This is a genomic window from Allobosea sp. GW822-FHT05A11, from assembly GCF_058800455.1.
In genome coordinates this window covers 436,018-461,579 of sequence record NZ_JBXAMI010000004.1, presented here as the reverse complement: position 1 = coordinate 461,579, position 25,562 = coordinate 436,018, and the positions used below count along the sequence as shown (strand labels likewise).

Genomic DNA, 25,562 nt, shown 5'->3' with positions numbered 1-25,562 from the left:
CAGCGCGGCGGCGCTTTTAATAATTGGAACAGAGTGTCCGGTAGCATGGTTCAGCTCTGGGGTTCCGCCTGTCGAAAGTCAGTTCGTGAAACAGCTCATTCTCGTCGTTGAAGACGATGAGTTTATAAGAATGGACGCGGTCGACATGTTTCAGGAGGCGGGATACCGCGTTCTGGAAGCCGCTACCGCCGACAAGGCTCTGGAGCATCTGGAGCAGCGCGACGATATCGCACTGATCTTCACCGATATCGAAATGCCGGGATCAATGGACGGGCTGGCGCTTTCGGCCCTAGTACGAAACCGATGGCCTCCCATGGGCATCGTTATCGTTTCGGGCCGAGCACGCCCGCAGCCCGGACAATTGCCTTCCTGCGCGCGTTTCCTTTCAAAGCCCTATACTCCCTTCCAGGTCAGCGACGCGGTCGAGCGCGCTCTATCTGATCAGCGGCATTGAGAAAGTGAATTTCGTCTCCTCGTCGCTAGATGAGACGTCAATGCGTCCACCATGGGCTTTCGCGATTTCCGAGGCGATATACAGTCCCAGACCGAGCCCTTCGCGCCTGTTCTGACTTCCGCGGAAGTATGGCTGGAACAGCCTGCTCAGCAGATCTGCGGGAATTCTCGCACCGGCGTTGGCGACGGACAGTCGGAACTCGTCTTCGGTCGCAATCGCTTCGACCTTGATGGGCTTTTCCGAAGATCCATGCGAGATCGCATTTCCGAGGAGATTTCCGAACATCTGGGCGATGCGGGCATGGTCGGCTCGGATGGGCGCCGACAAGGCTTGCTCAAAAGCGATCACGCGATCGGGCGAGGCAGTTCTAGCTTCGTTGATCACCTGGTCGATCGTCTGGACCACCGAACGTTCCTCGGCGGTGTCGATTGTGATGCCTCCGCCAAGCCTGCCACGGGCGAAGTCGAGCATATTCTCGACCAGCAGGCTCATCCGGCTCGTCGTATTCAGAAGATGGCGCAGGATCTCCTGAGCCTTCGGCGTCTGTGGCTCCTTGCCCAGCAAGCGCGTGCCCGCGGTGAACGACGCCAGCGGGTTGCGAAGATCGTGTCCGAGAACTGCGATGAACTGCTCGCGCAACTCGCTCTTGTGTTCCTCAATATCGAGCCGATCGCGGCTGTCTTTCAGTTGCCGATGCGCATCCAAATGGAACGCTATCAGTTCGGCAAAGAGCTTGAACATGCCAAGCGTCTCGGGGCTATTTAGTTTCTTGGGTTTTGGATCGATGGCGCAAAGCGTCCCGAAGAACTCGCCGCTCGGGAGAATGATGGGCATCGATATGTAGCTTTGCAGACCATACATCGCCGGAGTGTGATGGGTGCAGTAGATTGGGTCTTCCGCGACGTTGTCGATGACCACGACCTGGCGATTGTCACGGATCTCATTACAGATCGTGGTTTCGACCTTGAGTTCGCCGCCCGGCTCCAAGCCAAAATCGATCAGGTCGCGAACACCACATGCGACCCAGCGCGTTTCGGTCACGCGGGCCACAGCCGCGAAACCCATTCCCGTCGTCCGGCAGACGACGTCAAGGATCGTCGGCACGGCGTCGATCCTGGAAATCGTGTCGATATCACTCTGAAAGTCGTGCAAGAGATGGTCTCGGAAGCGCGCCGATCTGGCGGCCTATCATCGACCCTTTTCCAGCCGCAATGTCAAAAGATCGGCGCAGAGTGGATCGAACTCAGCACGACGGCCAGGAAGTCGACTGGTGCTGGCGTTCAGCAACTCCGGATCGAGCCCGCAGCACCGCTCTTTCTGATATGAAGCTAGGCTATTTGTTGGAAGCTAAGGTGTCCATGAATCGCCTTGGGTCGTGCGGCAATGCCGGATACCCCGACTGAGGATGGAGAGCGCGTTGACGGATGTGGTTCGGCTCAGCTCTGGCGTTCCGCGCGTTCCCCTTCGTCGTGTCGGTGATCTGCTCGAACGCATCATCGCCCTAAAGACCGATGCCGATGCACGCGGCTTCGGTACCCTCGCGTATTTCCTTGAGGTCGCGCGTATCGAGGCCGAGCTTCAAGCCGACCGCATAGCCGAGGAACAAGTGACCGGGGAGCGCGCACCGGATGAGTTATGGCGACCGACCACGGACCGGGATTGATGGCGAAGAAGCCTGCCGAGTTGCCTGAAATCGATCTCGACGTCGTTGACGTGAGGCAGGTGGCGATAACGACCGATCCTCGGGGAGAAACCATGATCAGCCTGGAGATGGCCGGCGGCCAGGTCATGAATCTGGTCTTCAGCCTCGGGTTGCTGGCCAAGCTCGAAGCCTTCCTCGCGAAGGCCAACGAGGAGCAGGCCAAGATTTCTCCCATTCAATAGGGGCAGCACCCGATGTGCGGACGTTTCAGCCAAGCCTACACCTGGGAAGAGATCGTCGCGTTCAGTCAGCCACTGACCGTGCCCGCGGATCGGCCGAACCTTCAGGCCCGCTACAACATCGCACCGACCACCGACATCGACATCATCGTGAAGACCGAGGCGGGGCGGGAACTTCGGAAGGCCCGCTGGGGCCTGGTTCCGGCATGGTGGAAGAAGACCGTTTCGGAGGTCGGGTCGACCCATAATGCTCGCTCCGACCGAATGAGCGACAGCGCGATGTTTCGCTCGGCCTTCGTCAAGCGGCGCTGCATCATTCCCGCGAGCGCGTTCTACGAGTGGACGGGCGTGAAAGGCGAGAAGGTCCCGCATCGGATCAGCGCAGCCGACGGCGGGTTGCTGGCGTTCGCGGGTCTCTGGGATCGATGGACCGATCCGGCAACGGGCGAAGAAATTGTATCCTGCACGATCATCACCCGGGATGCCGACAAGTGGATGTCAGCCATCCACCATAGGATGCCCGCTATGCTGCATTCCAGGGACTTCGATGCCTGGTTGGATGGAACGGGTGGGAAGGAACTCCTGGACCAGCCCCCACCCGAGCTTCGCGAGTGGATCGTCAGCAGCAGGATGAACAACGGCAAGGTCGGCGACGACGATCCCGCTACAGCTCAGCCTATCGAAAGTGTGTCGGAGGCCTTGCAGCCCGCCCCTGACCAAGCATCGCCGCAGGGCGATTTGTTTTGATCAATCACAGGTACCCTGCGGGATGCTTAGACGCATTGGTAGTCGTAAAGGCCCCCTTTCGCGCTCTACAAGCCGATCAGCGGACCGAGACCGATCAGCACGATCGGAATAGCAACCATAGCGAGGACTGTCTGGGTTGCGGTTATCCCGGCCATCAGGGGGGCGTCGCCGCCCAACTGGCGAGCCATGATGTAGGCTGATGATGCCGTTGGTAGGGCCTGAAACAGCAAGGCTGTTGTCAGCGCCGGTCCTGACAATCCTAACAGCACGGCAAACGCGATAGTCGCAATCGGCATTGCGACGAACTTCATGGCCGAAGACGAGGCCACTGGCCCTACCCATCGGCGCGCCGCACTGAAGTCCAGAGCCGCACCGACACACAGCAGGCCTAAGGGCAACGACGCTGAACCCAAGGAGCGCATCGCCGGTTCGATACCGGCTGGAATGCCAAGCCCTGTGAACTGAAAGGCGATCCCCGCGAGTGAGGCGACCACCAGCGGGTTCGTCACTAGCTGCTTGAGGATGCCTCGCCCGGTGAGTTTGGCGGACCCATGTCGGGCGAACACGAGAACACAGAGAACATTGACGGTTGGAACAATCGCAGCGTTGCAGATCGCCGCCAAAGCGATGCCCTTCGCTCCGAACAATCCCGAAGCCAGCGTGACACCGACATAGTTGTTGAAGCGGACGCTTCCCTGAAACACCGAGGTGAACGCGGGCCCGTCCAAGCGCAACAGCGGCCGGACCGCCATCACCAACGCGGACACGGCAACGGTCGAGAAAATCAACGTCAGAGCGAGTTCACGAACCGGCAGGGCATCGAGGCGAGCCATCGCGAGCCCGTGGAAGAACAAGCAAGGCAGGAGAACATAGTAGCCAAGCCGCTCTGCCAGGGGCCAAAAGCTGGCGTTGAGGAAATGCCTCAGGCGCAGCACGATCCCCAACCCGATCAAAACGATGATCGGCAGCAGCGCCATCAAGACATCGCGCGTCACGTTTCGGATCCCGAAGCCGTGACGATGCGAAGACATCCATCGACAAGAAGCGCGGTGTCTATCGTGAAGGATATCGGGGCGTTCATGGAAGCCTCGCAGCAACGGGTGGCGATGCACTACCCGCTTTGAACGGCGAGCAAAAATGCTTAATCTTCGTCGTTCAATTGAGAATTTCTCATAGGTAAACGCGATGTCGCTGCGTGCCCTTCGGACTCTTCAGGCCATCGCTCGGCACGGCTCGTTTTCGCGAGCGGGCGAAATCGTCGGCCTCACACCATCGGCCGTCAGCTTGCAGGTGAAATCACTGGAGCAAGAGTTTGACGTCCAACTGTTCGATCGCTCGCGTCGCCTTCCCACGCTTACGGACGCTGGCAAGGTCATTCTCGCGAAATCGGAAGAGGTGCTCACCCTCTATGACCAGATTGCGGAGGCTCTCAGCGATGAGCACTCCCTGGCTGGTCGGCTGCGACTCGGCGCCATACAGACAGTGCTGTCGGGCGTTCTCCCTTCCGCCCTTTTGGCGCTCAACCGTGCCCATCCACGGGTCCGCATCCATGTCGAAGCGGGGATGTCAGCGGAGCTGGCCCTCAAGGTGTCGACCGGCGAATTGGACGCAGCCGTGACGACCGAGCCGGTGAAACCCCATCCCACCGACCTAAGCTGGACGCCGCTCTTCGAAGATCGGTTCTGGCTTGTCGCGCCAGCCAAATACGAGGGCCGAGACCAACGAGACCTGCTCTCTGACTTGCCCTTTATTCGGTTTGATAGCCGCGCGTGGGCTGGAAGGGTAATCGAGCGAGAACTTAGGCGGCAACGGATCAACGTCCGTGAAGAGATGGTTCTCGATAGCCAGGAGGTGATCCTGAAGATGGTAGAGAGCGGTCTAGGCGCTGCGGTCCTACCGCTATCTGACGAGGTCCAGCGCGGGCTTCCCGCCTATTGCTTGCCATTTGGCGAACCCCAGTTGCGCCGGAAAATTGTGCTGCTTCAGCACCAAACCCATCAGGCAAGCCGAATTGCTGCCGCGCTTGCGCAGACCCTTACTGAATTCGGAGCGCCCGCCGCACCCTAGGATCGTCCGGCGCTTTGCAGGGCGCGTGACGTGCATGATTGCAATCAGTCGAAGGCGGATGCGACGGCAGTTGCGCGTGGTCAGGCCGCTGAACTCGCGAACACGAGGGACTGATGCGCGGCCACGCCCGCCGTCACACCGTCGGCCGTGGCCCAACTCACGCTGTGGGGCGCACGTGCGATGTCGCCCGCAGCGTAGACGCCTGCCACCGTCGTTAGCTTGGTGCTATCTGTACGAATCATTGGGCCGAACGGCCCATCGTCCAGCGCGCAACCCAGCCGTTCCGCCAGCGGACTATTCAGGCATGAACCCGGGGCGAGGTAAAGGGCATCAACAGCCACCGTCCGACCGTCCTTGAGCCGCACGCCCGACAGCATCTCACCGTCCCCAGTGAGGGCGGCCAACGGAGCGGGCTCGATCGCGACACCTCGCTCAGCGAGCCGCTTGTGCGTTGACTCGTCCGGCATCTCGGCGCCGTTCAGAAAGAGGGTCGTTGGCCCCCACTCGGCAATAAGCAACGCTTGATGTGCGGACATCAGCGACACAGCAAGCACACCCAGCCTTCGCTCGGCGAACTCATATCCATGACAGTAGGGGCAGTGCAACACGCTCTTGCCCCATCGCTCGGCGAGGCCGGGCAGGTCGGGGAGCACGTCCGAAATGCCAAAGGCGAGAACGAGACGATCAGCGTTCAAGGTCTCCCCACTGGCGAGGGTGATGGTGAAGTCCCGTCCGGCCTGGGCATCGACTGCCTCGCCCGACACGAACGTCACCTGCGGATAAGCCGCAAGTTGCGCACGCGCATTCGCGATCATCGTCAACGGATCGCGCCCGTCCTGACCAAAGAAACCGTGGGACGCCGCCGCGAAGCGGTTCCTGGGAGCGCCCATGTCAATCACGCAGACGGAGCGGCGTCCTCGGGCGATGTAGGTAGCTGCCGACAGTCCGGCGAAGCTGCCTCCTACTACGATCGCGTCAAACCGCATGGGCTTGCTCCAGGGTAAGGGTATCTCCTCGGTCGGCGAGGCGGGCATGGAAATCGGCGCTTAGAGCGGCGAGCGTGACGCGGCCGAACCGCTCCAGCAGCAGCGCCTCGGCCTCGCGAAAGCTCTCTTCGAGAGCTGCGTTCACGGCCTGCTCGACGAGGCAGCCCGGCGCGTCCGTCCGGTTGCCCATGGCGAGGAGTTCTGGCGAGCCGAGCGCGATGTAGATGTCGCGGAGCGTGATCTCATGTAGCTTGCGCGCGATGGTCCAGCCGCCGCCGTGTCCCCGCTCGGATCGGACAAAGCCTGCATCACGCAGCCCTGCCATCACCCGGCGCACGACGGCTGGGTTAGTTTGCATGGCGGTGGCCAATACCTCCGAGGTGATCGGCCTTTGTTCCTCGGCCATGTGAAGCAGCACATGGAGGATGCCGGAAAGGCGGCTGTCGCGTCTCATGTAGCAAATGATGTTACATGAGATGGCGCGCGTCAACCCCAACGATTTCACGTCCGCTTCAAGTCGCAAGCGGACACAGCCAAGCGAGGATAGACGCCCAGCACGCCGTTCAGCTCAGCCAGCGAAATCAGCAAGCTCCTTCAAGCGCAGAGCCACGATCCGGCGATTAGCGACCTCGACAACCTCGACGTGCCACTCCCCGATCTGAACGTGTTCTCCGCGCTCCGGAAGATGGCCGAGCCTGGCCAAAACCAGACCCGCGGCTGTAGTTACATCGGCTTCCTCGGGAAAGCTGGTCTTCAGCGCCTGTTCCAGTTCATGGATCGGAGTACGCCCGTCGACAAACCAGTTCCCATCCGCGCCAGCACTGACGTAGGGCACCTCGTCTCCCGCAAGCTCGGGCAAATCGCCCGCGATAGCGATGAGAATATCCGTGGGCGTGACCACGCCTTCGAAAGAGCCGTGCTCGTCGATGACGATCGCCATATGCACCGATGATGCCTGGAACTGCTCCAGCAGCGATGGAACCGAGGCCGTTTCGATGACGTAGATCGGCTGCCGAGCCAAGCTGGTGAGATCCAGCTTTTGGCCTGCGACATCGAGCATGTCCTTGGCGTGCAGCACGCCAACGATCTCATCATCGCCGCGGAAAAGCGGAAACCGTGAACGGCCACTGTCTCGAACGGTGCGCAATATCTCGTCAATCGAATCCTCGATGTGGAGCTGCACCACGTCGACGCGTGGAATCATGATCGCCCGGACGGGGCGATCCGCAAGCGTCAGCACGCGCTCGATCATCGAGCTCTCCTGTGCTGTGAATGCTGGCCGATCCCCCTCCGTCGAAACCAGCGCCGCCATTTCCTCCGGGCCCCGAACGCTCTCGTTGCCCCCGCGCAGCAGGCGGAGCACGGCTCCCGCCGTGCGGCTGCGGAGGTCCATCGTCGACACGCGGCGTACGACATTGCGGCGGCCGATCTGGTTTGCTGCCTCGATCAGGATCGAGAACCCGATCGCCGCATAGAGGTAGCCCTTGGGAATATGGAAGCCGAGCCCTTCGACGACCAGACTGAAGCCGATCATCAGTAGGAAGCCCAGACAAAGGATGACGACAGTCGGGTGGCGGGAGACGAAAGCCATGAGCGGTTTGCTCGCCAGCATCATCACGCCAACTGCGACCACCACGGCGATCGCCATAATCGACAGCTCCCGGACCATCCCCACTGCCGTTATCACGCTGTCTAGGGAAAAGACCGCATCCAGCACCACAATCTGCGCGATGACGTGCCAGAACACCGCGTTTGCCGCGCCCTTCTGCTCGTGGATGTGCCCGCCTTCCAGGCGTTCGTGCAACTCCATCGTTCCCTTGAAGATGAGGAACACGCCGCCGACGATCAGGATGACGTCGCGCCATGAGATTTCGGTCCCAAGCGCGGTGAAGAGTGGCTGTGTGAGCGTGACGATCCAGGCGACCGACGCCAACAGGGCGAGGCGCATGATCAACGCGAGCGACAGGCCGATAAAGCGGGCCCTATCCCGTTGATGTTCTGGCAGCTTGTCGGCGAGAATCGCGATGAAGACGAGATTGTCGATACCGAGGACGATCTCAAGAACGATCAGGGTTAGCAGCCCCGCCCAAGCCGCGGGATCAGCCATCCATTCGAAGATCATTAGCGATCACGGGCCCGAGGCCCTGCCTCCTCATCATCAAACATGCGGTTACAACAGCCGATGCATAGCGAACGACTATGCAAAAATCCAGCGTGGCGCTTTTTGGGGGCATAAATCAAAGACGAGTCAGAAGCTAACTTCCGAATAAGTGGCAATTAGCTTCATAGCCCCAGTCACGCGCGAAACCGATCGAAGGCGGAAAGTCGCAAGGTCAGCGGTTCTGCGTCCTCCCAGCAATAGATATCAGTCCTCAGATAGCGGAGCTCCGCGTCGTAGAGACCCTCGTCGACCTCGATCCACCAGGCCTTCGGCCTGCCGTCGCTCCCGTCAGACCATCGGTAGCCCCTCGCTTTGAGATGGTCCTTCATGTCGAAGGGCGCATTCTCCGCGAAGATGCGGATCCGGCTCTGCGCGCTCGATCGCAATAGCTCTGCGAAGGGTCGCGACCCATTTGGCCCTGCTGGCCGCGCCAGCACCTCCAGGAGGGCGTGGCAGTCATCGGTTGCGCGATGCCCTTCATGGAACAGGCCGGACTGACCGACGAGATACCCGAGCTTGTTGCCTTCGAAGCCCAGATCCGCCCACCGGATTTCCGTCACGGAGCATGCCCAGGCCTTCGATGCGAAGGCTGGCGAAAGTGCCTCGCAAAACGGACGATCGAAAGCAGCATTGTGGGCGATAACGAGATCGGCAGGTTCGACGAGTGCGTCGACCGCCGCGACATCGATTTCCTGACCGGCAACCATGCTGTCCGTGATGCCCGTCAGCCTGGTAATCTCCGCGGGGATCGGCTCCGATGGCTGGCGCAGAGCGCCGTAGACGTCGACGACATCGCCGATCGTGCCCTCGTCGTCATAGGTGAAGGCAACCGCACCGATTTCGATGATTTCGTCACGAGTGTGGATCAAACCGGTGGTCTCGGTGTCAACCAGCACCGCCAGGTTCGGGAACGCGCTCTCCTTCCGGGGGACGATCCGGCGGGGAACAAGCTTCCGTAGTATCTTGAAGCGCCCGGTCTCCTCCAGCCTTCGGGCAAACTCCTCATCATCGCCGGATGGCAAGGGAGCGTTATCGGACCTGCGTTTCCTCGGCGTTGGTCGCGGTGTCTGCCGGTAGCCCGGCGCGTCGTCGAAAAGGTCGATCTGGGTGGATGCCATCTTCATGCCGCGACCCTAACCGTTTTTCTCGTCGCCAACTGCCAGCAGTGGTCTCTTGGCTTGCCGCGCCCCAAGGTTCTCCATCGAGGTACAAAAGTCGCGATTTTTTAGATCAGAGGTCGATCACCGAACTGGTTTGCCAACAGGATTTCGAGGCGGAACAGCAGCATAAGCTGAATGAACAGCCGCGATGAGCGCGCGAGATAGCTCGCGTACCCCATGGTTCGAACCTCACCGTTGCCGCCCTTCCCGGACCGATACTCCATCGTTCCCTTGCCGCGATCGAAAGTCATGTCGCCGTGGTGGGACGCGTTACGAATCTGATTATCGAACTCAGTGCAAACGGCCGCCATATCCGCGTTCTCGGCAATAGCCTTACAGCGCCCTGCCTTATCACTGTGTTGGAACGCAGCGAGCGTGATGTTGCGGAGCTGATCGAATGGTCGGTCCTCGACCAAGTTGTTGAGAGCCACTAGGATCTCGACGTTGTCGCCGAACGCTTCGAAAATGTCGCCGTAGATCATACGGGTGGCATCGAAGTTAGTTGATGCCGCAGCGTGATCATCGCCGATCTCGATGTTCGCCGTAACGAGGCGGTGGACCTGTGACAATTCCGTGAAGGCATTGAGATATGTCTTGCATGCCTCGAAGTAGCGCCGCACGTGCGCAGTGCTCATCAGCTTCGCGTAGTGCGCCATGAAGCGCCGGAAATCGTCCTTGTCTTTCGCGATCTTAAGCTGCTCGACAAGGCCTTCAAAGTGCTGCTCAAAATGCGGTTGGGTTAGACCTCCGACGAATTGAAATATCCAATCTTCCAAACTCTCCGGAGGTTCGAAATAGCCAGCCCCAGGGATGAACCCGGCAAGGCGCTTCTGAGCGAGATCGTGCTTTTCATTTCGACTGAGCGACCATGCAGCACGAAGATGCTCCCATTCCTCGGTGATCGGAGCACGATGCAATCGGTCGTGTGAGAGACTGGGCAAATCTCGAGGTAGGCCCGCCTTCACCCGGGCATCTTCGGCTGCCCGGATCATGTCCGTTCCGAAATCTATGCTCGGGAACGCGCGAGGGCTTGTGAGTTCGTCCTTCGTGAATACGAATGACGAATGCAGGTTAACCACGGCAGCGGCGTTGTCCTGCTCGATTTGGAGGGCGTTGGGTCCGAAGGTTAGGCCCACGCCACGTTCCAGTCGAACGCCCATTTCAAGACCGCAACCAGTGCAGGCAAACTGATGAGCTTCGACGCGCTCATGTCCAATGCCGATGCGCAACATATGCGGCGTTTCGCACTCGGTGCAGGCGGCATACTCCCTAATGATCATCCACGCCGTCCCAAATTGCTGCCTGCCCGGAGTTGTTCACCCGTCAAAGAATGTCAAAATGCACGGTAAGCAGTAGACGCCCCGAGTCGCTGGACTGACGCCTAATCGACCCCACATAAGCGGGAAATTCCATGGATCAACCTCGCATCAACACGGGACGCATCGGGTACTACGCAGACCTCCTGACACCGCAAGGACAGAAGTCGGTTTTCCTCACCGAAGCCGAGAGAGATTTCTATCAGGCGCACCCAGACGAGTTCGCGGCCCGTCATTTTGGGTTGGAACTCGCCGAGTATCGCGAATGGATGGCACGGCAGGGCGCGCCACTATGCGCGGCGAAAACCCAGACAGGTGCCTTGTGCGGAAATATGGTCGAATCATCTCAAGTAGATTCGCGCACCTGGCAGGAACTCCACAGGAAGGCGAGATGCCATCTGCACACGTATGGTTGATCCGAATAAGCTCGGAGTTTTCGGGCGTTGGAGAAATGCGCTCGACTCTTTTGGAAGCTGATCGTCTCGATCGAGCCTTAACGACGACCTCTCGGCGTCGTTCCATGCCGGGTACGGTGCGCACATGCCTCCGGTAACTTCTCGAACTCTCGGACCTCTCCACCTCGAGGACCTTGAGCCGCACAGATTCGAGGATCTGGTGCGTCAGCTCCTTTATGATTTCAAGGACTGGACCCAGATCGAAGCGACCGGCAGATCCGGGGGCGACGACGGTTTCGATGCTCGCGCCTGGGAGCGGGGTGAAGCCATCGTGGAGGAAGCCGACGAAGAGGCCGAAGGTGAAAGAGGCGGGGAGTTCGGGCCCGATCGTCAGTGGCTTGTCCAATGCAAGCGCGAGCGCGCGATCGGGCCGTCGCAGTTGGTCAAGTATCTTGCCGACGTTCCGGTTGGGTTGCTGGCCGGATTGGTCTTCGTGGCCGCCTGTGACTTCTCAAAGAAGGCGCGGGACGCCTTTCGCGAGAAGATCAGGGAGTTGGGCATCGCCGAAGCTCATCTTTGGGGGAAAGGTGAACTGGAGGATCAGCTTTTCCAGCCCAAGAACGACCATCTGCTGTTCGCCTATTTCGGGATTTCACTTCAGACCCGGCGCCGCAGTATGCGCGCCGCGACGCGTAGCGTCGTGACAACGAAACGCAAGGTCAAACGCCTCCTGCACCCCGGCATGGACTACCTTGTCCGCGATGTTACCGATACTCGCTACCCCTACCGTGACGAGGCCACAGAAAACCGCGGATTTGCTTACGGCCGCTGGCGAGTGATGAAATACCTGGGCTTTCAGCACGACGGGCTGCGGTTCGAGGTTAGGCGGCACTACGCGTACCTTTCAGATGACGGACAGTCCTGGGACTGGTCGGAACTCGTCAACCTGGCCTCTCCATATCGGCTAGATGACCCGTGGGCGGAGGACGCGGAAACGCTCAGCTCCAGAACGAGCAAGGCATTGGAGGAATGGTCCGCCTTCCCGGAGCAGAACCGAGGATATGCATCAATTGAAGTCGTCCTCGCCTTCGAGGCGCTTCTGGACATCGACGACATAGGAGATGACTGGTTCGAGCGCTCCCACCTATTGGTCGATCAGTGCGATCCCAACCTCGGACCTTTCAGAGAAGGCTTTCGCTTCTGGATCGAGCCGCAGGTGGTTATGGAAAGTCGCCTCGCATACCCGGACTTCAATGCCCGGGTGACGAAATTCAGCCGCCGCCAAGAATAGCTGAATCGTCGCAGGCGTGCAGCGCCCTGGCCTGAGGTGAGTTCCTTGATCATGTTCCGAGCGATCACGATCTGCTGGGTCTGCGAGGTGCCCTCGTAGATCCAGAACAGGCGGGCGTCGCGATAGAAGCGCTCGACAGCGTATTCGGCCATGTAATCGGCTCCACCGTGGATTTGGACGGCACGATCGGCCACCCGGCCGACCATCTCACGTTGAACCGTCCTCGCCGCGGTCTTTGCTACGGGCGGTCTCGAGGACCATGCAGCGGGCGCCATAGACTTAGGTCCGGCTGCCGGCGAGCATCGTCTGAACGACCTGGAACTCGGCGATCGGCTAACCGAACTGCTTCTGGCCGACGTCGTAGCGCAGGCTGTCGTCGATGAGGCGTCGGTCATGGCCACGCAGATGGCCGGGTGTGCAGACGACCGCGATCCAGCACCTTCATGGCCGTGCGGAACACCGTCCCAGCTTCGTCCGGATCGCGACGCATCTCCACATGACCATCCACCAGTACATTGTGAAGCTGAGGATCGATCGCGCAAAGATATTCATTCGACAGACGTCCCTGCCGCTCGGCGAAATCGCGATTGCGTCGGGCTTCTCGAACTTCAGCCACTTCTCAAAGGTCTATAAGCGCCAAATCGGGGTGTCTCTACGCGATACACGCGCCAACGAGAAAGCCAGTCCAGTTCGCGCTTCACCGCGCAATGCCGTCATGGCTGCTTCGAACTGAGGTCCAAAACGACCCCTGGGGCACCGGTCATTTCAACGAAGCATACGCCTTCAGCTTCAAGTGCGCCGAGGACTGCATCGCGAACCCGGGCCTGCGGCCGCCGTCCATCTTTTTCTAGATCGGCCAAGGTATGCCTTCTTATCCCGGCCCGTTCCGCGAGGGTTGTCTGGTCCCAATCAAGCATTGCCCTTGCTGCCGCGACTAGTCGGCCGGTAACCATATCTCTGGGAAGGATTCGACCATAAAGGTCGAAACCGGCATTGAGCTCTTGCGGCCTCGAGGGCGCTTGATCACCCGGCATCATGCCCCTCCTCCGCTGCAACCATTCCAACTGTCCGCGATGGGATTCGCGGGTTCTTGAAACCAGCGTCCGAAAGGCATTTCGGACGACGGCGGAGCTTTGCCATGAACGTTATGCTATCGAGAATAACCGATCCCCCAACGCCTCTTGATACTATCCGACGGCAACATTGCCTGGATGATATCCTCGATGCCCGACTGATCGCGGATCCCAGGGTCGTCGATTTCCATCGAAGCGCTTCAGAGGATTCAATCCTCTCCTGCGCTGGCGCGCCGCCGGGCTCGACAAGTCGAACCGTCAAGACAGCCCATCGGATTCTCGTCATCGTTGCAATCCCCGACGGGACCACTGACGCGACGATGTCTCGCCGCCGCTCTTACAACCGCCGAGATATGAAAAACCGACTAATCATCCCAGAACGATACCTCCGGCGGCGCCCTTATGTCGATGGCGCGATGCTGATCGCCGAAAGCGCCGGATGTCCGGTCTCGCCCCTGGCCCGCGTTCTCATATCAAACCACCTGTCAGAATCCGGCGGGAGTTCGGAGCTCGGCGATTGTGCCGCGTACATACACGCAGCACGTGATCCCGTTCAGGCGGTCCTTGCGCTGGCCGCGGCCAAGACGATCGCGATCGACATCAGCCGCCCGATCACGGCGCGGACGCGCGTGCACCTCCCAACAGGCTGACGCCCTTCCGCGGCGGCCCGCCTTAGGCGTTCGCCGCGCCCCCTCTCCTTCTCCTTTCGATTTTTTCACCGTCGGCTCCGCCCCGGGGCCGCGCACGATGGAACATGCCCATGCACTACCCGTTTTCAGACCCTCGTCCGGTTCCCGGCCTTGGTGCTGAGGTCGACCGACTGCGGCGCCTCTTGAACGACCTCGAGCAAATTCAGGCCGGACACCATCCCGGGCAGGCCGACCTATCGAAGGCCCCGACGATCGATAGCTGGTGCATAGCGGAACGCCGCACGATCGCCCTCGCCGGAGTCGTCACTGACCACCCCACAATCCCGAATGGCCGTCCGGTCTGCACATCGGATCTCTGGTTCATTGCTCCTTCGCTTGGATACGCCCGCACGCTCAATCGACTCTACGCGCTTGGAAGCCGACATCACCTCTCCGATCGGTGGAATTTCCAATGAGGTCGAACAGCCGAACAATCGATCGCCGCTCGAGAGACGCCAGCCAGATTCTCGCTCAGATGCTGATCACCAGAGCATTGCGTCGGGCAACCCTGCTCCACATGCTGCTCGGTCATCCCGGGATTATCGGGCTGCTCGTTCCCGAAGGCGATGTCGACAACTATGTCGCCGCCGCGACTTCAATGCTCAAGTCGCGCGCCAATGTCTTCGGCGGCGGTTTTGAAGTGATACACTTCACCGGGGGCTCTCCCGGGCGTGGTTTCCGAGAACAGGGGGACGTTTTCAAGGAAGTCCTGCCCAAAGCAGACAGGATCATAGGCATAGCGTCCGATCCGAACGATTTCCCGCACGCGTTTCGAACTTTCGCCGATGCCGTCGTCGAGGTCGATCCTGTCGATGTTCCGGCCTTGCGAGGCGCCTTCGCGGCCGTTCTGGGATGCATCCCGCCCGACACAGAACTGGCTCCGGCCATCGGAACGCCACTGCACCTGATTGGCGCGGCGATCAAGAAGGGTCGCAACCAGGAATGGGCCCTGACGCGCTTGCGGCGGTTCAACGCTACCGCTTCCACCTCCGAGCCTGCTCCAGGGAAATCACAACCGGATCCGTCCCTGTCCGACCTCCACGGGTATGGGGAAGCGGCCACATGGGGACATGCCCTTGCGATCGACATCGCTGATTACCGAGCGGGAAGGGTCACCTGGGCCGACATCGACCGAGGCATCATCCTGAGCGGCCCCCCGGGCGTGGGCAAGACGTTATTTGCGCGAGCCTTGGCGCGACTCTGCGGCGTCCCGATCTTCATCCACTCGCGAGCCCAGTGGCAGGCGAAGGGCAGCCTCGGCGACTTGCTCAGGGCGATGAGGGCCGCGTTCGCCGAGGCGAAGCGCAATGCGCCCTGTATCCTCTTTTTGGACGAGTTCGACGCGTTCGGAGATCGCCAACAACTCTCGGGGCAGAACGAACAGTATTGCCGTGAGGTCGTGAACGGACTTTTGGAGTGCCTGGACGGTGATAACTCGCGCGAAGGCGTGGTCGTCATTGGAGCGACCAATCTGCCACACAAGATCGACCTGGCACTCCTTCGACCCGGTCGACTGGACAAGCACATTCGCATCCCGTTGCCGGACGCCACGGCGCGTGTGGGCATTCTCCGTCACCATCTCGGTGAGGTGCTTCCACAGTGTGCACTCCTTCACATTGCGGAACGGCTCGAAGGGGCGACCGGGGCGGCGATCGAGCAACTCGCTCGCGATGCCAGGAGAGCGGCGCGAACGGCACGACGTGACATCCTCCTGGAGGACGTCGTCGCAAGCCTGCCGGATCGCATCCGTCTCTCTGATGCCACGTATATCCGCGCATCGGTGCACGAAGCCGGGCATGCCCTTGTCGGCTATCTCCTCAGGAATGAATGCGGGAGCGTTCCCAAGGAGGTCCGCCTCTTTCGCGAGTTGCTGCCGGATGGATCCGGCGGCCGGACCGATTTCGAACACGCCCTCGGCGCCGAACGAACCCGAGCGTACTATCTCGCTCAAATGGCGACGTTGCTCGGCGGGATCGCCGCAGAACAGGTCGCGCTCGGTGAGCACGGCGGCGGCGGGGGTGGCGCCGAACAGAGCGATCTTCATGCGGCCACTGTCTTGGCGGCGAGCATGGAGGCGTCGCTCGGCCTGGGTGACAGCTTCACATATCGATCATCCGCACGCCCCGCCGAGATCATGGGGTTGGTTCGCGCGGACCGGAAGCTTCGCCGCCGCGTCGATGGCTACCTCGAGACCTCCTTCCATCGCGCCTGGCAGATACTGACCGATCATCGGTCGGCGTTGGAGCGGATAGCCAAAGAGCTGCGAGACGTCGGCCGCGTCGACTTGGAATTCATTGCGGCAACCGTCGAATCCCAATCGGCAAAGCCCAATCGGGCGAATTGTTCGATCAAAATCAACCTGCCGTTATCTTCGTCTGCTGAACCGCCTGCGGCTAGCCGGGAGTTTCGGAGATGAGATCTTGCACGGCGCAGATGGGTCTTGTACGCCCCCGGTCCCTCGCGACCGGCTCGGCTCGCGAAGGTCTCAATCCACGGGGTAACCCAAGGATTCGATCAACCGGCCAGTCCCTCCGGGACGGCCCCAGCCAGAGGAGGCTCACAATGTTCGACGCATTCGCTTACGCCTCCGATCTTGGCCGGCTCCGCCACGTAACGGCGCTCCTCATATCGGCCTGACGCCCGCGGACGACGTCCGCATCGCCAGCCCGTCCCGGGGAAGGCTCTCGCCTCCAACGGGGAAAATCTCCGGCGCGTCTTGCGCGCCGAAACGAGGAGTCGCGCGTCATGAACAAGCCCAAGAAGTCCAAGATCCACTACCCGATCCCGCCGATGCAGAAGTCGGGGCCGCAGGCTCCGATGCCTACCGGCAACTCCAACGGTGGCGTAGCCGGAGCCGATCGGCGCTGCCCCGGGAAAGAGCCGACGTCGCAGTCTCGCACGGAACGCGTCTGGTCCGCCCCGTCGGCGTCGGTCGCAAGCCGCCGCCCCGCCAAGAGGTCCAAAGGCTCGTTCCGCGGGTCGATCGTCAATCCTCGGACCAACCGCGAGATCGTGTTCGAAAGCACTCTCGAGCGCGACGTAGCCTACATCCTTCCGAACCTTCCGACCGTTGTCGGGGTCCGTGATCAGGTGGGGCCGGTCGAATACGTCGACGAGGATGGCGTGGTCCACAACCACACCTTCGATTTCGTCGCGGATCACGAGGACGGAACCAGCACGGCGATCGCGGTAAAGCCCGCGCATCGCGTCGGGCCCAGCGGACTCGAGAAGACCCTGGAGCTGATCCGCGAGCAGCAATCCGGTTTCGCGGATCGGTTCGTGGTGCGCACCGGCGATCACATCACCCGGGATCGCGCAGCCAACGCCCGTCTTCTCCATCGGGCGCTGCGCGGTCGCAACGAGTCTGACATCGCCGAAATCCTGGCGGTGACGAACACCATGCGCGGATCGGCGGCCATCACCGCCATCCTCGCCAACTCTCGCAACTTCGGGCGCGGCTTCATGGCCGTGCTCTGCCTGATTGCCGATGGCGTTCTCGAACACGTCAGCAAGGGCCCGATTTCAATCAGCAGCCTCGTGCGCGTTCGTCGCCGGGCAGCAACCAACCGCTGAAGGAGGATCATCATGAAGAACGCCCTCAGTTCCCTCAACCTCGACCAGCAGTCCGGTGCCGCTCGGCACTGGCGCCTGGCAGCGCACGACAAGATTACGATCGACCGTCAGGTCGATTACACGCCGGTTTCGGACGACGAGTCCGGTCACGTCCTGCGTCGTGTCGACAATCCGACCCTCTGCGAATCCTTCACCCATGAGGAATTCGAGGCCATGCGCATGGAAGGCCGCCTGAGCATCAGCCGCGGCTTCTACCTCGCGACGCAGGCCAAGATTCGGTTGCCTGAAGCCGGGACGCGCATCACCGACCTCAGCACCGACGATCAGATCAAGGTGCTGTGGCAGAAGTCGATTTGCGACCAGTTCATCCGCATGGAGGCGGAGCGCACGGCGTCTCGTTCCGACGAGTCGATGAAGGCAGCGATCACGAAGATCGTCACCGAGCTCCTCGCCGCTCGCTTTGCCGCAGGTCGTTGCGGCAGCGCGGACGTCACCGTCAAGCGCCCGCCGAGCCCCAGGACCCTGCGCCGTTGGCTGCGCCGCTACGAGGCGGGCGGGTTCAACGCAATGGCCCTCGTCGACGGCTACCATCGTTGCGGCGACCGCATCTCGGCCCGCTTCAGCAGTGTTGAGCGCCGCGCGATGCAGAAATTCGCGAAGCGCTATGCCAGCAGCCGCAAGCCTTCCAAGGCGGGCTTGCTTCAGGATCTGCATGTCTTCCTGGGCAAGCTGAACGTGCGCCGTTTGAAGCGCGGAATGCGCCCGCTGACGAAGCCTAGCCGCAAAGCCTTCGAGCACGTCATCAACCAGCTTGATCCCTGGTTCGTCGAAGCTGGCCGCACGTCTCCCGAGGCTGCCCGCAAGAAGTTCTACATCGTCCGCGGCGGCCTGGAGGTAACGCGCCCCTTCGAACGTCTCGAATTGGACGGCAATAGGATTCCGCTCCAGGCGATCTTGGTGGATGCAGGCATCTGGGAAACTCTCACGGCGGAGCAGAAGATCGACATCGGTCGGGGCCGTTACTGGCTCTCCGTCGCCATCGATGCCGCCACGCGTTGCTGTGTCGCGGCCCTGCTCGTGGAGTCCCTTTCGGCAGCCTCGGCCGTCGCCACCCTCGAGATGGCCGTAAATGACAAATCCGCCTACGCAGCCGCGGCCGGATGCCTGTCGCCCTGGGACATGCACGCAAACCTTGAAACGGCGAGCCAGGATTCCGGCTCGGAGTTCCTCAGCCACGAATACAACGCGGCGGTCACGGATCTCGGAGCCGAATTGTTCTTCCCGCCCGCGGGCACGCCTCAGATGCGCGGTCGCAACGAGCGCTTCTTTCGCACCCTGAACAAGGGCCTCTTTTCGCGCATCGACGGCCAGACCTTCGAGAACGTGGTGGCGAAGGGCGACTACGACGCCGAGGCCCGCGCGGTGCTGGACATCGCTGAGATCGGTCGGATGATCGTGAGGTGGATCGTCGACGTCTATCACAACACGCCCCACAGCGGCCTCGGCGGTAGCACGCCGCGGAATGAGTGGCTGCGCCTCTCGAATATGTATTCCCTCCTTCCGCCGCCGGATGCCGACGTCAATCGCCACATCTTCGGAACGACGATCGAACGCCGGATCGGCAACGAGGGTGTGCGCATGCTCGGGCTGCGCTATCAGAGCTTGGAGCTTCAGCGCCTGCGCCGTCAGGTCGGTCTGAAACCGGTTCTGGTTCGGTTGAACGCTGCGGACCTCGGTCACGTCTCCGTTCGCAGCAAGGAAGGCTGGCTCACCGTCCCCTGCCAGCGCTCGGGCTTCGACGGCGTCTCCATGACGCGTTGGCTCGAGGCGGAGCGCGTCCTGCGCCGTACCAACGCCGACATGGCGAAGGTGTCCGAGCCCATCGTCCATAAGGCGCTGAGCGACATCCAGGAGATGTCGGATGCCGCCACCAAGCGCGCGGGCATCGCGTCGCCGATCCTGACCTCGGACCAGTTCGGCAAGCTCGAGAGCCGCTTCGAAGGCTTCGGCTTCGCGCGCGGGCCGCAGGATGGCCCGGAAATTCTCGATGACGCGGCGGAAGAGGCTGCGGAGGCCGAGACGGTCAACACCGAGGTCGACCCCAATGTCCGCGTCGAGCTCGAAGACAACCAGACGGAGGTGTCCTCCGACGAAGACGACTACGGCGTGGAGGACTAAGCATGGAAGGCACCGTAACGGACACTATCCATCAAGAGGACGCCGTAACTCGCATGCGCCGCCTCCAGTCGGAGCGGCGCGCCAAGGGCGGGGACGTCATGAAGAATGTCCTCTCCGCCTATTTCACGACGCCGCGCGACCGGCTGCTCGAGGCCGAGCTCGACAACCTGGTCGACGCCTTTCTCCTCTCCCGAGAAGCTCTAGAGGGCGACGCAAATCGCCGCGTCGGGCGCCTTCGGGAAGGCCGCGCTCTCACTGTCGTCGGAGGCCCGGGCACCGGCAAGTCGAGGACGCTGGACCGCCACTTCCTAAAGCGGGACGAGTTCGCCGGTTACGGCGACCAGAACGGCAACTGCATGCTGGTTTCGGTGACCGCCCCCTCGCCCTGCACGCTTCGCCTTCTGGGCATGAGCGTGCTGGCGGCTCTCGGATACGAGACCAGCCGAGAGCTCAAGGAGAACGTTGTCTGGGATCTGGTGCACCACCAACTTGAATTGCGAGGTGTTCATTTCCTTCATATCGACGAGCTTCAGCATGTACTTCAGTCGAGGAACGCTCTCGAGATCGCGAAGGTGCAGGACACCCTGAAGGGGATGATGCAGAATAGGCAGTGGCCCGTCTGGCTGATCCTTTCTGGCCTTCCCGGTATCGCGACGATGCTGTCCGGCGACGAGCAGGTTTGGCGTCGCACTCGTCACGTCGTCTTCGAGGACCTTACCCTTGAACGGGATGTAGGGCTCGTGCGCCGCCTGATCTCCGTCTATGGCGCGGACAAGGCCGGTCTCGAGGTCGGCGATCTCCCGACCGACGAATTTATCGCGCGCTTGCTCCACGCCGCGATCTTCAGGTTCGGCATCGTGATCGAACTCGTCCAGGATGCAGCCCGGCACGCTCTTCTGATGGAGTCTCCGGCGCTCACGCGGGAGCACTTCGCGGCTGCGTTCGCGGCGCGCACCGGCTGCGTTCCCCATCGCAATATCTTCACGGCCACCCACAACTGGCACGCCATCGATCCGCGCGAAGGCCTCCAGCGTGCGGACCCCACAGACGCGGCCGCGGACGACGAGAAGAGGAAAAAGATCAAGGCCCCGCGCGACAGGAGGAACAAATGACCCAGCTTCCGATGCAGATGACAGTCGCGCACGGCCCTGACGAAACGCCCGCGAGCCTTTGCTCCCGCAACGCGCTGCTGGTTGGCCGCACCGGTCGCGATTTCTGCAAGGACGCAGGATTCGCCTTCCAGGATGTCGTGGACGGCAAATCCTCTACCCTCGCGGCGCTGGCATACCGCTGCCGCGCGGATGCCGGTCGGCTGGCATCGACCGCGCCCGTCAAGGTACGCGAACGCCGCTACACGATCGGCGATCAGATCCTGACGAGGGATACCCTGAGCCGGAAGACGCTGCGGGTTTGCCCGCATTGCCTTGCGCAGGATATCGAAACCGGGCGCGGGCCGGATAAGACCCGGCCCTTCGGTAGGTTCCATTGGTTGGTCGACTCGATCCGCACCTGCCGGGAGCACGCCGTCGGATTGGTGTCGGTTTCGGATGATGAGCACCCGCAGCGCGTGCACGACTTCGCCATGCTGATGCAGCCTTGCTTGTCGTCCCTCGACCGCCATGTTCGCGAAGCGTCGCAGCGCCGATATTCGCCGCTGGAGGATTATCTAGCCAAGCGCATGGCAAGCGCGGCAGACCAGGACGCACCCTGGCTGAGCACCCTGCCCTTCTATGCGGCTGCGAAGGCTTGCGAGATGCTCGGGGCCGTCGCCCTTCGTGGTATCCGCTTTACCGCCGATGCGCTCTCCGACGCTGACTGGCATGAGGCCGGAGCGAGCGGATACGAAATCGCCCAGGCTGGCGAGCCCGCTATCCGATCCTTGCTGCTCCGTCTCCAGGAAGCCACGCCGTCTCGCCTCGCTGACTGGGGCCCGCGCTCGTTGTACGGTCGTCTCTACGAATGGCTCGCGCACGAGGTCGAGGACGCGGCATACGATCCGCTTCGGGAGATCGTCCGGCGGCACTTTATCGAAACATTGCCCGTCGGCCCCGGGGACGAAATTTTCGGCCAGGACGTGACCGTCCGTCGACTTCACTCCCTGCGGTCGGCCTCCTTGGAGACCGGGGCTCACCCCAAGCGACTGCGCAAGCTACTGCACGCTGCCGGGATCGTTCGGGCTGAAGCACTTGGCCTCACGGACGACCGCATCGTGTTCGATGTCGGTGATGCTCGGGCGTTTCTCGATCGCGTGGCGGAGGCCATGTCACTGAAGGACGCCCAGGAATATCTGAACATTCCTCGCCCGCAGGAGCGGCATCTTTTCGAGGCAGGCCACATCCAGCCCTTCGTGATGGGCGGTACCGAGATCCTGAAGGATCACGCCTTCGCCAAACGCGACCTCGACGCTTTCCTCCATCGCCTTCGGGCCGGTGCGATCCCGTTGGAACCTGGGGAGAGCGGCTTCCACCCGATCTCCGCGGCAGCACAGAGGGCTACCTGCTCCGCCGTGAAAGTCGTTGAGCTCATCCTCGACCGCAAACTCACGCGGGTTCGGCTTCATCCCGACGTCCCGGGGTATCTATCGGTGATGGTTGATCCCGAAGAGGTGAAGGGCCATCTCTACGAATTAAGGGCAGACAGCGTTTCGCTCCGCGAGGTCGAGAAGCGGATGGGATCCTCGACCCGCGTCGTCTCCGCGCTGATCGAACATGGTCACCTCCCGGCGGCCACCGTGGTCAATCCAGTGACCCGTCTCAAACAGCGGGTCGTTTTCGACGAGGACCTGGGGCGGTTCATGAAGCGCTTTGTGACGCTTCATACGCTCGCCAAGGAACAGGGCATCTACTTCCGGAAGTTGGCGGACCGATTCAGCGCAGATGAGATCAAGCCCGCTTTCGACCCGGCCTCGGTGCATGCGACATTCTATGAAAGGCATGTCGTGGCCGACAGTGTTGCGCGAGTCAGCGGATAGGCGATCGCCTCAAAACTCAATTTTTTCAGACTCTTGAACCCTCGGCTTCAGCCGGGGGTTTTTCGTTGCCCCCTGAAGTTTGCCTCAGCGCGCGGCGCTCTTTCGGAGACAAAGCTGAGGCAAACTTCAGCTCGCAATCGGAGCATTATGCGGCACACCTGAAAATATTAATGTGTATTTTCAATGACTTATGAAGGTCGGCGCGGCATCCTTTGGGTACCGCTACAGTTGATGTGGCGCCACCCAAAGGATGGCCGGATTCACCCAAAGTGCGCCTCGATGCCCCGGTGTGAGTGGAACCATAGTTCGCCTTATTGACGCATCTGCGCACCGCAATTGACGCATCAGCCTGCCGCAGTCGCATTGAGTGCGAGAAGTGGCCCAAACTGAGTCACACAACAAAGCCCGGCTTCGGCCGGGCTTTCAATCTCTAGGTATGACCCAGACTAGTCGCCGGGAAACGTGCAAGGCCAATGTAATCTCGTCAGGTGGGTTCAAGATATGAATTGCATGGCAAGCAGGCCCTCGCTCCGATGCCGAGCCTACCCATATGCGCCATGGAGCATACCTTGAGTCCCGGCAACGCTAGCGTTGCAGGAACTCATGCAAGCGCAGGCAAATTTCGCTACGGATTGAGATATCGTCTAGGTGATTCGGGTTAGACGGTTGGCGAATGGCAATGACCCTACGCGAGCCGAGGCAATTTATTCATAGAGATCGATCATAAGAGTTGTTCGATCATCGATGCGTCGGGGGAAGCATGATCGATCCATTATTAATCGCTCGGCTTGGGATCAAGCCCGCAGTAAAGCGCAAAATCTTCGTTAGTTACCATCATGGTGGCGATCAGGCGTATTATGACGCGTTCTCTAGAACGTTCCATGACACGCACGAGGTGATATATGACAATTCGCTGGAGCGCGAGATTGACAGCGAAAATGTCGAATATGTCATGCGGCGCATTCGCGAAAACTATATTCAGGGCAGTTCGTGCACGATCGTACTGGTGGGCAAGGCGACCCACGAGCGAAAGTACGTTGACTGGGAGATCAAGGCGACGCTCGACGCAAGTCATGGCCTCATTGGCGTTCGGCTACCTACAGCGCCAGTGACCCCGCAAAATACCGTCATCGTGCCAGGTCGCCTGCACGACAATATCCAATCTGGTTATGCGCTCTGGGTTCCCTGGGCAGACTTAACCGCCAGCTCTCAAGCCTGCCAGCAGTATATCGAGCAAGCAAATTCGAAAGAGAAACGGTTGATCATTAACTCGCGCGACCGCAAGCTTCGTAACGGTTGACCTGTGTCTCTTCCTACTCGACCTTTTCTCATTGTTTACATTGTCTGGCATCCGGCCTACCAAGCAGGTCGTACGGTCGCGGAGGCACTTTACGACCACTTTCGTCGCCAACTGTTTGAGAACGTGGCCGGTGGAACGGGTCTGAGTGTCATTTATCGATCTACCCCGCCAGCGGGTGCGGTTGCGCCTTTGCCAATAGACCACCGGGATGGCGAAACCGCTGCGATCGTGGTGCTATTCGACAAGGCGTTCGCTGGCGATGAGGCATACAAAGCTTGGTTTCGTGAAGCGGCCGCGCAGGCTAATGCCAATGGGTTAGGTACCCGCGTCTTTCCTGTTGCGATGGATGGTGAATTCACGCGGCTGGGCATGGCCGAGCAAGCGATCCGCTGGGACAAGTGGGGGGAGATGGAGGAAAAGCCCCGTACCCGCCGACTGATCTCGTCGCTGGCTTATCAATTCGCGCGCATGTTGCGAACCTACCTTGAGCGGCTGCGGCACCCGGCTGACGAAGACGACGAACTACTGCGCTACCTGAAAAAGGTGCAGGTCTTCTTGAGCCACTCCAAACGCGATGATGACGGCGAACGCATACTCGTCAGTTGCGATTCCGAATTTGGAGTCGAGCGTCTCGTCTAAATATGCTCGCCACTCGATGCTCAGGTCACCGATCGCCTCCATGAGTCGGGCCGTCGTAAGGCGCTGCGCGAGATTGGCTGTCAGAAACCGCGCTAGACGATCAATCGCGACGCTCGATGGTGACTTGAAAAGCAGACCGCAGACTTCTTCCAACCGCCTCAGCAACGAGGCGTCCGATGTGACTTCGACCCGACACCGCTTAAGCCATGCAAATTGCGTTTCAGTATCTATCGACCAGACAGCATTCAGATCGTTGAGTGCGGCCGCGTCACCTTTCCCGATTCCGCCTTCGCCGTAGAAATCCGAAACGGTCTCAGCGACTTGCGCTTTCTCTATTAGCTTCTCAAAAGCAGGCGCAGGGTCAGATGAAATAAAAACGCACCCAGCGTTCAAAGCCAGCTTGCTTGCGAAGGCGGACAAGACACCAGCATCGGCTAGCGCCTTGATGGTCCACGAGCCGGCGGTTCGTTGACGCTTGCACTGATGCCATTCGTCCGCACCGCCCGTCGTGATCCGAAACTCGAATCCGTTGGCATCCTCATTAAACGGCTCAAGCCTTATCTCGTCGGCTAGGCCTCGAAGCACCCGCATTGTTTCGATGAGCGTCCAGCGGAGCTCGTATTCGTTCCCGACTTTGTCTGCGATTCCACCGGCAAGCATCCCATTTACCTAGCAATTGCA

General features: G+C 60.8%; 25 protein-coding genes and 1 pseudogene. 17 read left to right on the top strand and 9 right to left on the bottom strand.

What is annotated here, in order from left to right; all coding sequences use genetic code 11:
• Window positions 1–85: 85 nt before the first annotated feature.
• Window positions 86–454, top strand: coding sequence for a response regulator (locus tag AC1RLU_RS16140; RefSeq protein WP_492796732.1), 369 nt, complete (start codon window positions 86–88; stop codon window positions 452–454).
• On the opposite strand, the gene AC1RLU_RS16135 is transcribed toward AC1RLU_RS16140, so the two are convergent.
• The gene (locus AC1RLU_RS16135) at window positions 434–1,606 is read right to left on the bottom strand and encodes a GAF domain-containing sensor histidine kinase (RefSeq protein WP_492796731.1); all 1,173 of its coding nucleotides are present in this window, start codon (window positions 1,604–1,606) and stop codon (window positions 434–436) included. The genes AC1RLU_RS16140 and AC1RLU_RS16135 overlap by 21 nt on opposite strands.
• A 265-nt stretch (window positions 1,607–1,871) precedes the next feature.
• On the opposite strand from AC1RLU_RS16135, the gene AC1RLU_RS16130 reads away from it, so the two are divergent.
• From AC1RLU_RS16130 to AC1RLU_RS16120, 3 genes are read left to right on the top strand one after another with little or no spacing between them, the layout of a single operon-like run.
• Entirely contained in the window at window positions 1,872–2,117 is a 246-nt protein-coding gene (locus AC1RLU_RS16130) for a hypothetical protein (RefSeq protein ID WP_492796729.1), read from the top strand.
• A complete protein-coding gene (locus AC1RLU_RS16125; RefSeq protein ID WP_492796727.1) occupies window positions 2,117–2,338 on the top strand; it encodes a hypothetical protein in 222 nt (73 codons plus the stop codon). Before AC1RLU_RS16130 ends, AC1RLU_RS16125 begins: the two co-directional genes overlap by 1 nt.
• Before the next feature lie 12 nt (window positions 2,339–2,350).
• Complete coding sequence (locus AC1RLU_RS16120; protein WP_492796726.1) at window positions 2,351–3,082, top strand: SOS response-associated peptidase; 732 nt, start codon at window positions 2,351–2,353, stop codon at window positions 3,080–3,082.
• 65 nt (window positions 3,083–3,147) lie between these two features.
• Here AC1RLU_RS16120 and AC1RLU_RS16115 read toward each other — a convergent pair whose 3' ends face one another.
• The gene (locus AC1RLU_RS16115) at window positions 3,148–4,077 is read right to left on the bottom strand and encodes an AEC family transporter (RefSeq protein WP_492796724.1); all 930 of its coding nucleotides are present in this window, start codon (window positions 4,075–4,077) and stop codon (window positions 3,148–3,150) included.
• Between the two features lie 190 nt (window positions 4,078–4,267).
• Between AC1RLU_RS16115 and AC1RLU_RS16110 the strand changes: the two genes are divergently transcribed.
• A complete protein-coding gene (locus tag AC1RLU_RS16110; RefSeq protein ID WP_492796722.1) occupies window positions 4,268–5,149 on the top strand; it encodes a LysR family transcriptional regulator in 882 nt (293 codons plus the stop codon).
• 80 nt (window positions 5,150–5,229) lie between these two features.
• On the opposite strand, the gene AC1RLU_RS16105 is transcribed toward AC1RLU_RS16110, so the two are convergent.
• The 5 genes from AC1RLU_RS16105 to AC1RLU_RS16085 all read right to left on the bottom strand — a co-directional run bounded on the left by AC1RLU_RS16105 (window position 5,230) and on the right by AC1RLU_RS16085 (window position 10,736).
• Entirely contained in the window at window positions 5,230–6,135 is a 906-nt protein-coding gene (locus AC1RLU_RS16105) for an NAD(P)/FAD-dependent oxidoreductase (protein ID WP_492796721.1), read from the bottom strand.
• The gene (locus tag AC1RLU_RS16100) at window positions 6,125–6,589 is read right to left on the bottom strand and encodes an Rrf2 family transcriptional regulator (RefSeq protein ID WP_492796719.1); all 465 of its coding nucleotides are present in this window, start codon (window positions 6,587–6,589) and stop codon (window positions 6,125–6,127) included. The genes AC1RLU_RS16105 and AC1RLU_RS16100 overlap by 11 nt, the downstream gene beginning before the upstream one ends.
• A gap of 114 nt (window positions 6,590–6,703) precedes the next feature.
• Window positions 6,704–8,257, bottom strand: a complete 1,554-nt coding sequence (locus AC1RLU_RS16095) for a TerC family protein (protein WP_492796717.1) — start codon at window positions 8,255–8,257, stop codon at window positions 6,704–6,706.
• Between the two features lie 173 nt (window positions 8,258–8,430).
• A complete protein-coding gene (locus tag AC1RLU_RS16090) occupies window positions 8,431–9,414 on the bottom strand; it encodes a 3'-5' exonuclease (protein ID WP_492796959.1) in 984 nt (327 codons plus the stop codon).
• 107 nt (window positions 9,415–9,521) lie between these two features.
• Entirely contained in the window at window positions 9,522–10,736 is a 1,215-nt protein-coding gene (locus tag AC1RLU_RS16085) for a hypothetical protein (protein ID WP_492796716.1), read from the bottom strand.
• A gap of 131 nt (window positions 10,737–10,867) precedes the next feature.
• Between AC1RLU_RS16085 and AC1RLU_RS16080 the strand changes: the two genes are divergently transcribed.
• Both AC1RLU_RS16080 and AC1RLU_RS16075 read left to right on the top strand, forming a co-directional pair.
• Window positions 10,868–11,188 carry a hypothetical protein gene (locus AC1RLU_RS16080; protein WP_492796714.1) on the top strand — a complete coding sequence of 107 codons (321 nt, stop codon included), beginning with the start codon at window positions 10,868–10,870 and terminating at the stop codon, window positions 11,186–11,188.
• Window positions 11,189–11,312: 124 nt separating this feature from the next.
• Window positions 11,313–11,696: pseudogene (locus AC1RLU_RS16075) on the top strand (restriction endonuclease); the annotation flags it as partial.
• A 626-nt stretch (window positions 11,697–12,322) separates the two neighbouring features.
• On the opposite strand, the gene AC1RLU_RS16070 reads toward AC1RLU_RS16075, so the two are convergent.
• Window positions 12,323–12,664 carry an acyl-CoA dehydrogenase family protein gene (locus AC1RLU_RS16070; RefSeq protein ID WP_492796712.1) on the bottom strand — a complete coding sequence of 114 codons (342 nt, stop codon included), beginning with the start codon at window positions 12,662–12,664 and terminating at the stop codon, window positions 12,323–12,325.
• A gap of 173 nt (window positions 12,665–12,837) precedes the next feature.
• On the opposite strand from AC1RLU_RS16070, the gene AC1RLU_RS16065 reads away from it, so the two are divergent.
• The 10 genes from AC1RLU_RS16065 (at window position 12,838) to AC1RLU_RS16020 (ending at window position 24,881) form a co-directional block, all read left to right on the top strand.
• Window positions 12,838–13,191 (top strand): helix-turn-helix domain-containing protein, encoded by a 354-nt coding sequence (locus AC1RLU_RS16065; protein ID WP_492796711.1) that lies wholly within the window; start codon window positions 12,838–12,840, stop codon window positions 13,189–13,191.
• Between the two features lie 756 nt (window positions 13,192–13,947).
• The gene (locus AC1RLU_RS16060) at window positions 13,948–14,181 is read left to right on the top strand and encodes a hypothetical protein (protein ID WP_492796709.1); all 234 of its coding nucleotides are present in this window, start codon (window positions 13,948–13,950) and stop codon (window positions 14,179–14,181) included.
• A gap of 110 nt (window positions 14,182–14,291) precedes the next feature.
• Entirely contained in the window at window positions 14,292–14,636 is a 345-nt protein-coding gene (locus tag AC1RLU_RS16055; RefSeq protein WP_492796707.1) for a DUF6634 family protein, read from the top strand.
• 59 nt (window positions 14,637–14,695) lie between these two features.
• Window positions 14,696–16,636, top strand: a complete 1,941-nt coding sequence (locus tag AC1RLU_RS16050; protein ID WP_492796705.1) for an AAA family ATPase — start codon at window positions 14,696–14,698, stop codon at window positions 16,634–16,636.
• 329 nt (window positions 16,637–16,965) lie between these two features.
• Window positions 16,966–17,793 carry a PDDEXK family nuclease gene (locus AC1RLU_RS16045; protein ID WP_492796704.1) on the top strand — a complete coding sequence of 276 codons (828 nt, stop codon included), beginning with the start codon at window positions 16,966–16,968 and terminating at the stop codon, window positions 17,791–17,793.
• 12 nt (window positions 17,794–17,805) lie between these two features.
• Entirely contained in the window at window positions 17,806–19,971 is a 2,166-nt protein-coding gene (locus AC1RLU_RS16040; protein WP_492796702.1) for a TnsB C-terminal domain-containing protein, read from the top strand.
• A gap of 2 nt (window positions 19,972–19,973) precedes the next feature.
• Window positions 19,974–21,083: an AAA family ATPase gene (locus tag AC1RLU_RS16035; RefSeq protein WP_492796700.1), complete on the top strand. Its 1,110-nt coding sequence runs from the start codon at window positions 19,974–19,976 to the stop codon at window positions 21,081–21,083.
• Window positions 21,080–22,942, top strand: coding sequence for a TniQ family protein (locus AC1RLU_RS16030; RefSeq protein WP_492796698.1), 1,863 nt, complete (start codon window positions 21,080–21,082; stop codon window positions 22,940–22,942). The genes AC1RLU_RS16035 and AC1RLU_RS16030 overlap by 4 nt, the downstream gene beginning before the upstream one ends.
• A 760-nt stretch (window positions 22,943–23,702) precedes the next feature.
• A complete protein-coding gene (locus AC1RLU_RS16025) occupies window positions 23,703–24,242 on the top strand; it encodes a TIR domain-containing protein (RefSeq protein ID WP_492796696.1) in 540 nt (179 codons plus the stop codon).
• Window positions 24,243–24,245: 3 nt separating this feature from the next.
• Window positions 24,246–24,881 (top strand): hypothetical protein, encoded by a 636-nt coding sequence (locus AC1RLU_RS16020; protein WP_492796694.1) that lies wholly within the window; start codon window positions 24,246–24,248, stop codon window positions 24,879–24,881.
• On the opposite strand, the gene AC1RLU_RS16015 is transcribed toward AC1RLU_RS16020, so the two are convergent.
• Window positions 24,765–25,541: a hypothetical protein gene (locus AC1RLU_RS16015; protein WP_492796692.1), complete on the bottom strand. Its 777-nt coding sequence runs from the start codon at window positions 25,539–25,541 to the stop codon at window positions 24,765–24,767. The genes AC1RLU_RS16020 and AC1RLU_RS16015 overlap by 117 nt on opposite strands.
• Window positions 25,542–25,562 lie beyond the last annotated feature (21 nt).

Coding starts and splice junctions, on each gene's coding strand:
- AC1RLU_RS16125 (WP_492796727.1), top strand. CDS start 2,117: ATGGCGAAGAAGCCTGCCGAGTTGCCTGAAATCGATCTCGACGTCGTT.
- AC1RLU_RS16120 (WP_492796726.1), top strand. CDS start 2,351: ATGTGCGGACGTTTCAGCCAAGCCTACACCTGGGAAGAGATCGTCGCG.
- AC1RLU_RS16110 (WP_492796722.1), top strand. CDS start 4,268: ATGTCGCTGCGTGCCCTTCGGACTCTTCAGGCCATCGCTCGGCACGGC.
- AC1RLU_RS16105 (WP_492796721.1), bottom strand. CDS start 6,135: ATGCGGTTTGACGCGATCGTAGTAGGAGGCAGCTTCGCCGGACTGTCG.
- AC1RLU_RS16100 (WP_492796719.1), bottom strand. CDS start 6,589: ATGAGACGCGACAGCCGCCTTTCCGGCATCCTCCATGTGCTGCTTCAC.
- AC1RLU_RS16095 (WP_492796717.1), bottom strand. CDS start 8,257: ATGATCTTCGAATGGATGGCTGATCCCGCGGCTTGGGCGGGGCTGCTA.
- AC1RLU_RS16090 (WP_492796959.1), bottom strand. CDS start 9,414: ATGGCATCCACCCAGATCGACCTTTTCGACGACGCGCCGGGCTACCGG.
- AC1RLU_RS16085 (WP_492796716.1), bottom strand. CDS start 10,736: ATGATCATTAGGGAGTATGCCGCCTGCACCGAGTGCGAAACGCCGCAT.
- AC1RLU_RS16080 (WP_492796714.1), top strand. CDS start 10,868: ATGGATCAACCTCGCATCAACACGGGACGCATCGGGTACTACGCAGAC.
- AC1RLU_RS16070 (WP_492796712.1), bottom strand. CDS start 12,664: ATGGTCGGCCGGGTGGCCGATCGTGCCGTCCAAATCCACGGTGGAGCC.
- AC1RLU_RS16065 (WP_492796711.1), top strand. CDS start 12,838: ATGAGGCGTCGGTCATGGCCACGCAGATGGCCGGGTGTGCAGACGACC.
- AC1RLU_RS16060 (WP_492796709.1), top strand. CDS start 13,948: ATGCTGATCGCCGAAAGCGCCGGATGTCCGGTCTCGCCCCTGGCCCGC.
- AC1RLU_RS16055 (WP_492796707.1), top strand. CDS start 14,292: ATGCACTACCCGTTTTCAGACCCTCGTCCGGTTCCCGGCCTTGGTGCT.
- AC1RLU_RS16050 (WP_492796705.1), top strand. CDS start 14,696: ATGCTGATCACCAGAGCATTGCGTCGGGCAACCCTGCTCCACATGCTG.
- AC1RLU_RS16045 (WP_492796704.1), top strand. CDS start 16,966: ATGAACAAGCCCAAGAAGTCCAAGATCCACTACCCGATCCCGCCGATG.
- AC1RLU_RS16040 (WP_492796702.1), top strand. CDS start 17,806: ATGAAGAACGCCCTCAGTTCCCTCAACCTCGACCAGCAGTCCGGTGCC.
- AC1RLU_RS16035 (WP_492796700.1), top strand. CDS start 19,974: ATGGAAGGCACCGTAACGGACACTATCCATCAAGAGGACGCCGTAACT.
- AC1RLU_RS16030 (WP_492796698.1), top strand. CDS start 21,080: ATGACCCAGCTTCCGATGCAGATGACAGTCGCGCACGGCCCTGACGAA.
- AC1RLU_RS16025 (WP_492796696.1), top strand. CDS start 23,703: ATGATCGATCCATTATTAATCGCTCGGCTTGGGATCAAGCCCGCAGTA.
- AC1RLU_RS16015 (WP_492796692.1), bottom strand. CDS start 25,541: ATGCTTGCCGGTGGAATCGCAGACAAAGTCGGGAACGAATACGAGCTC.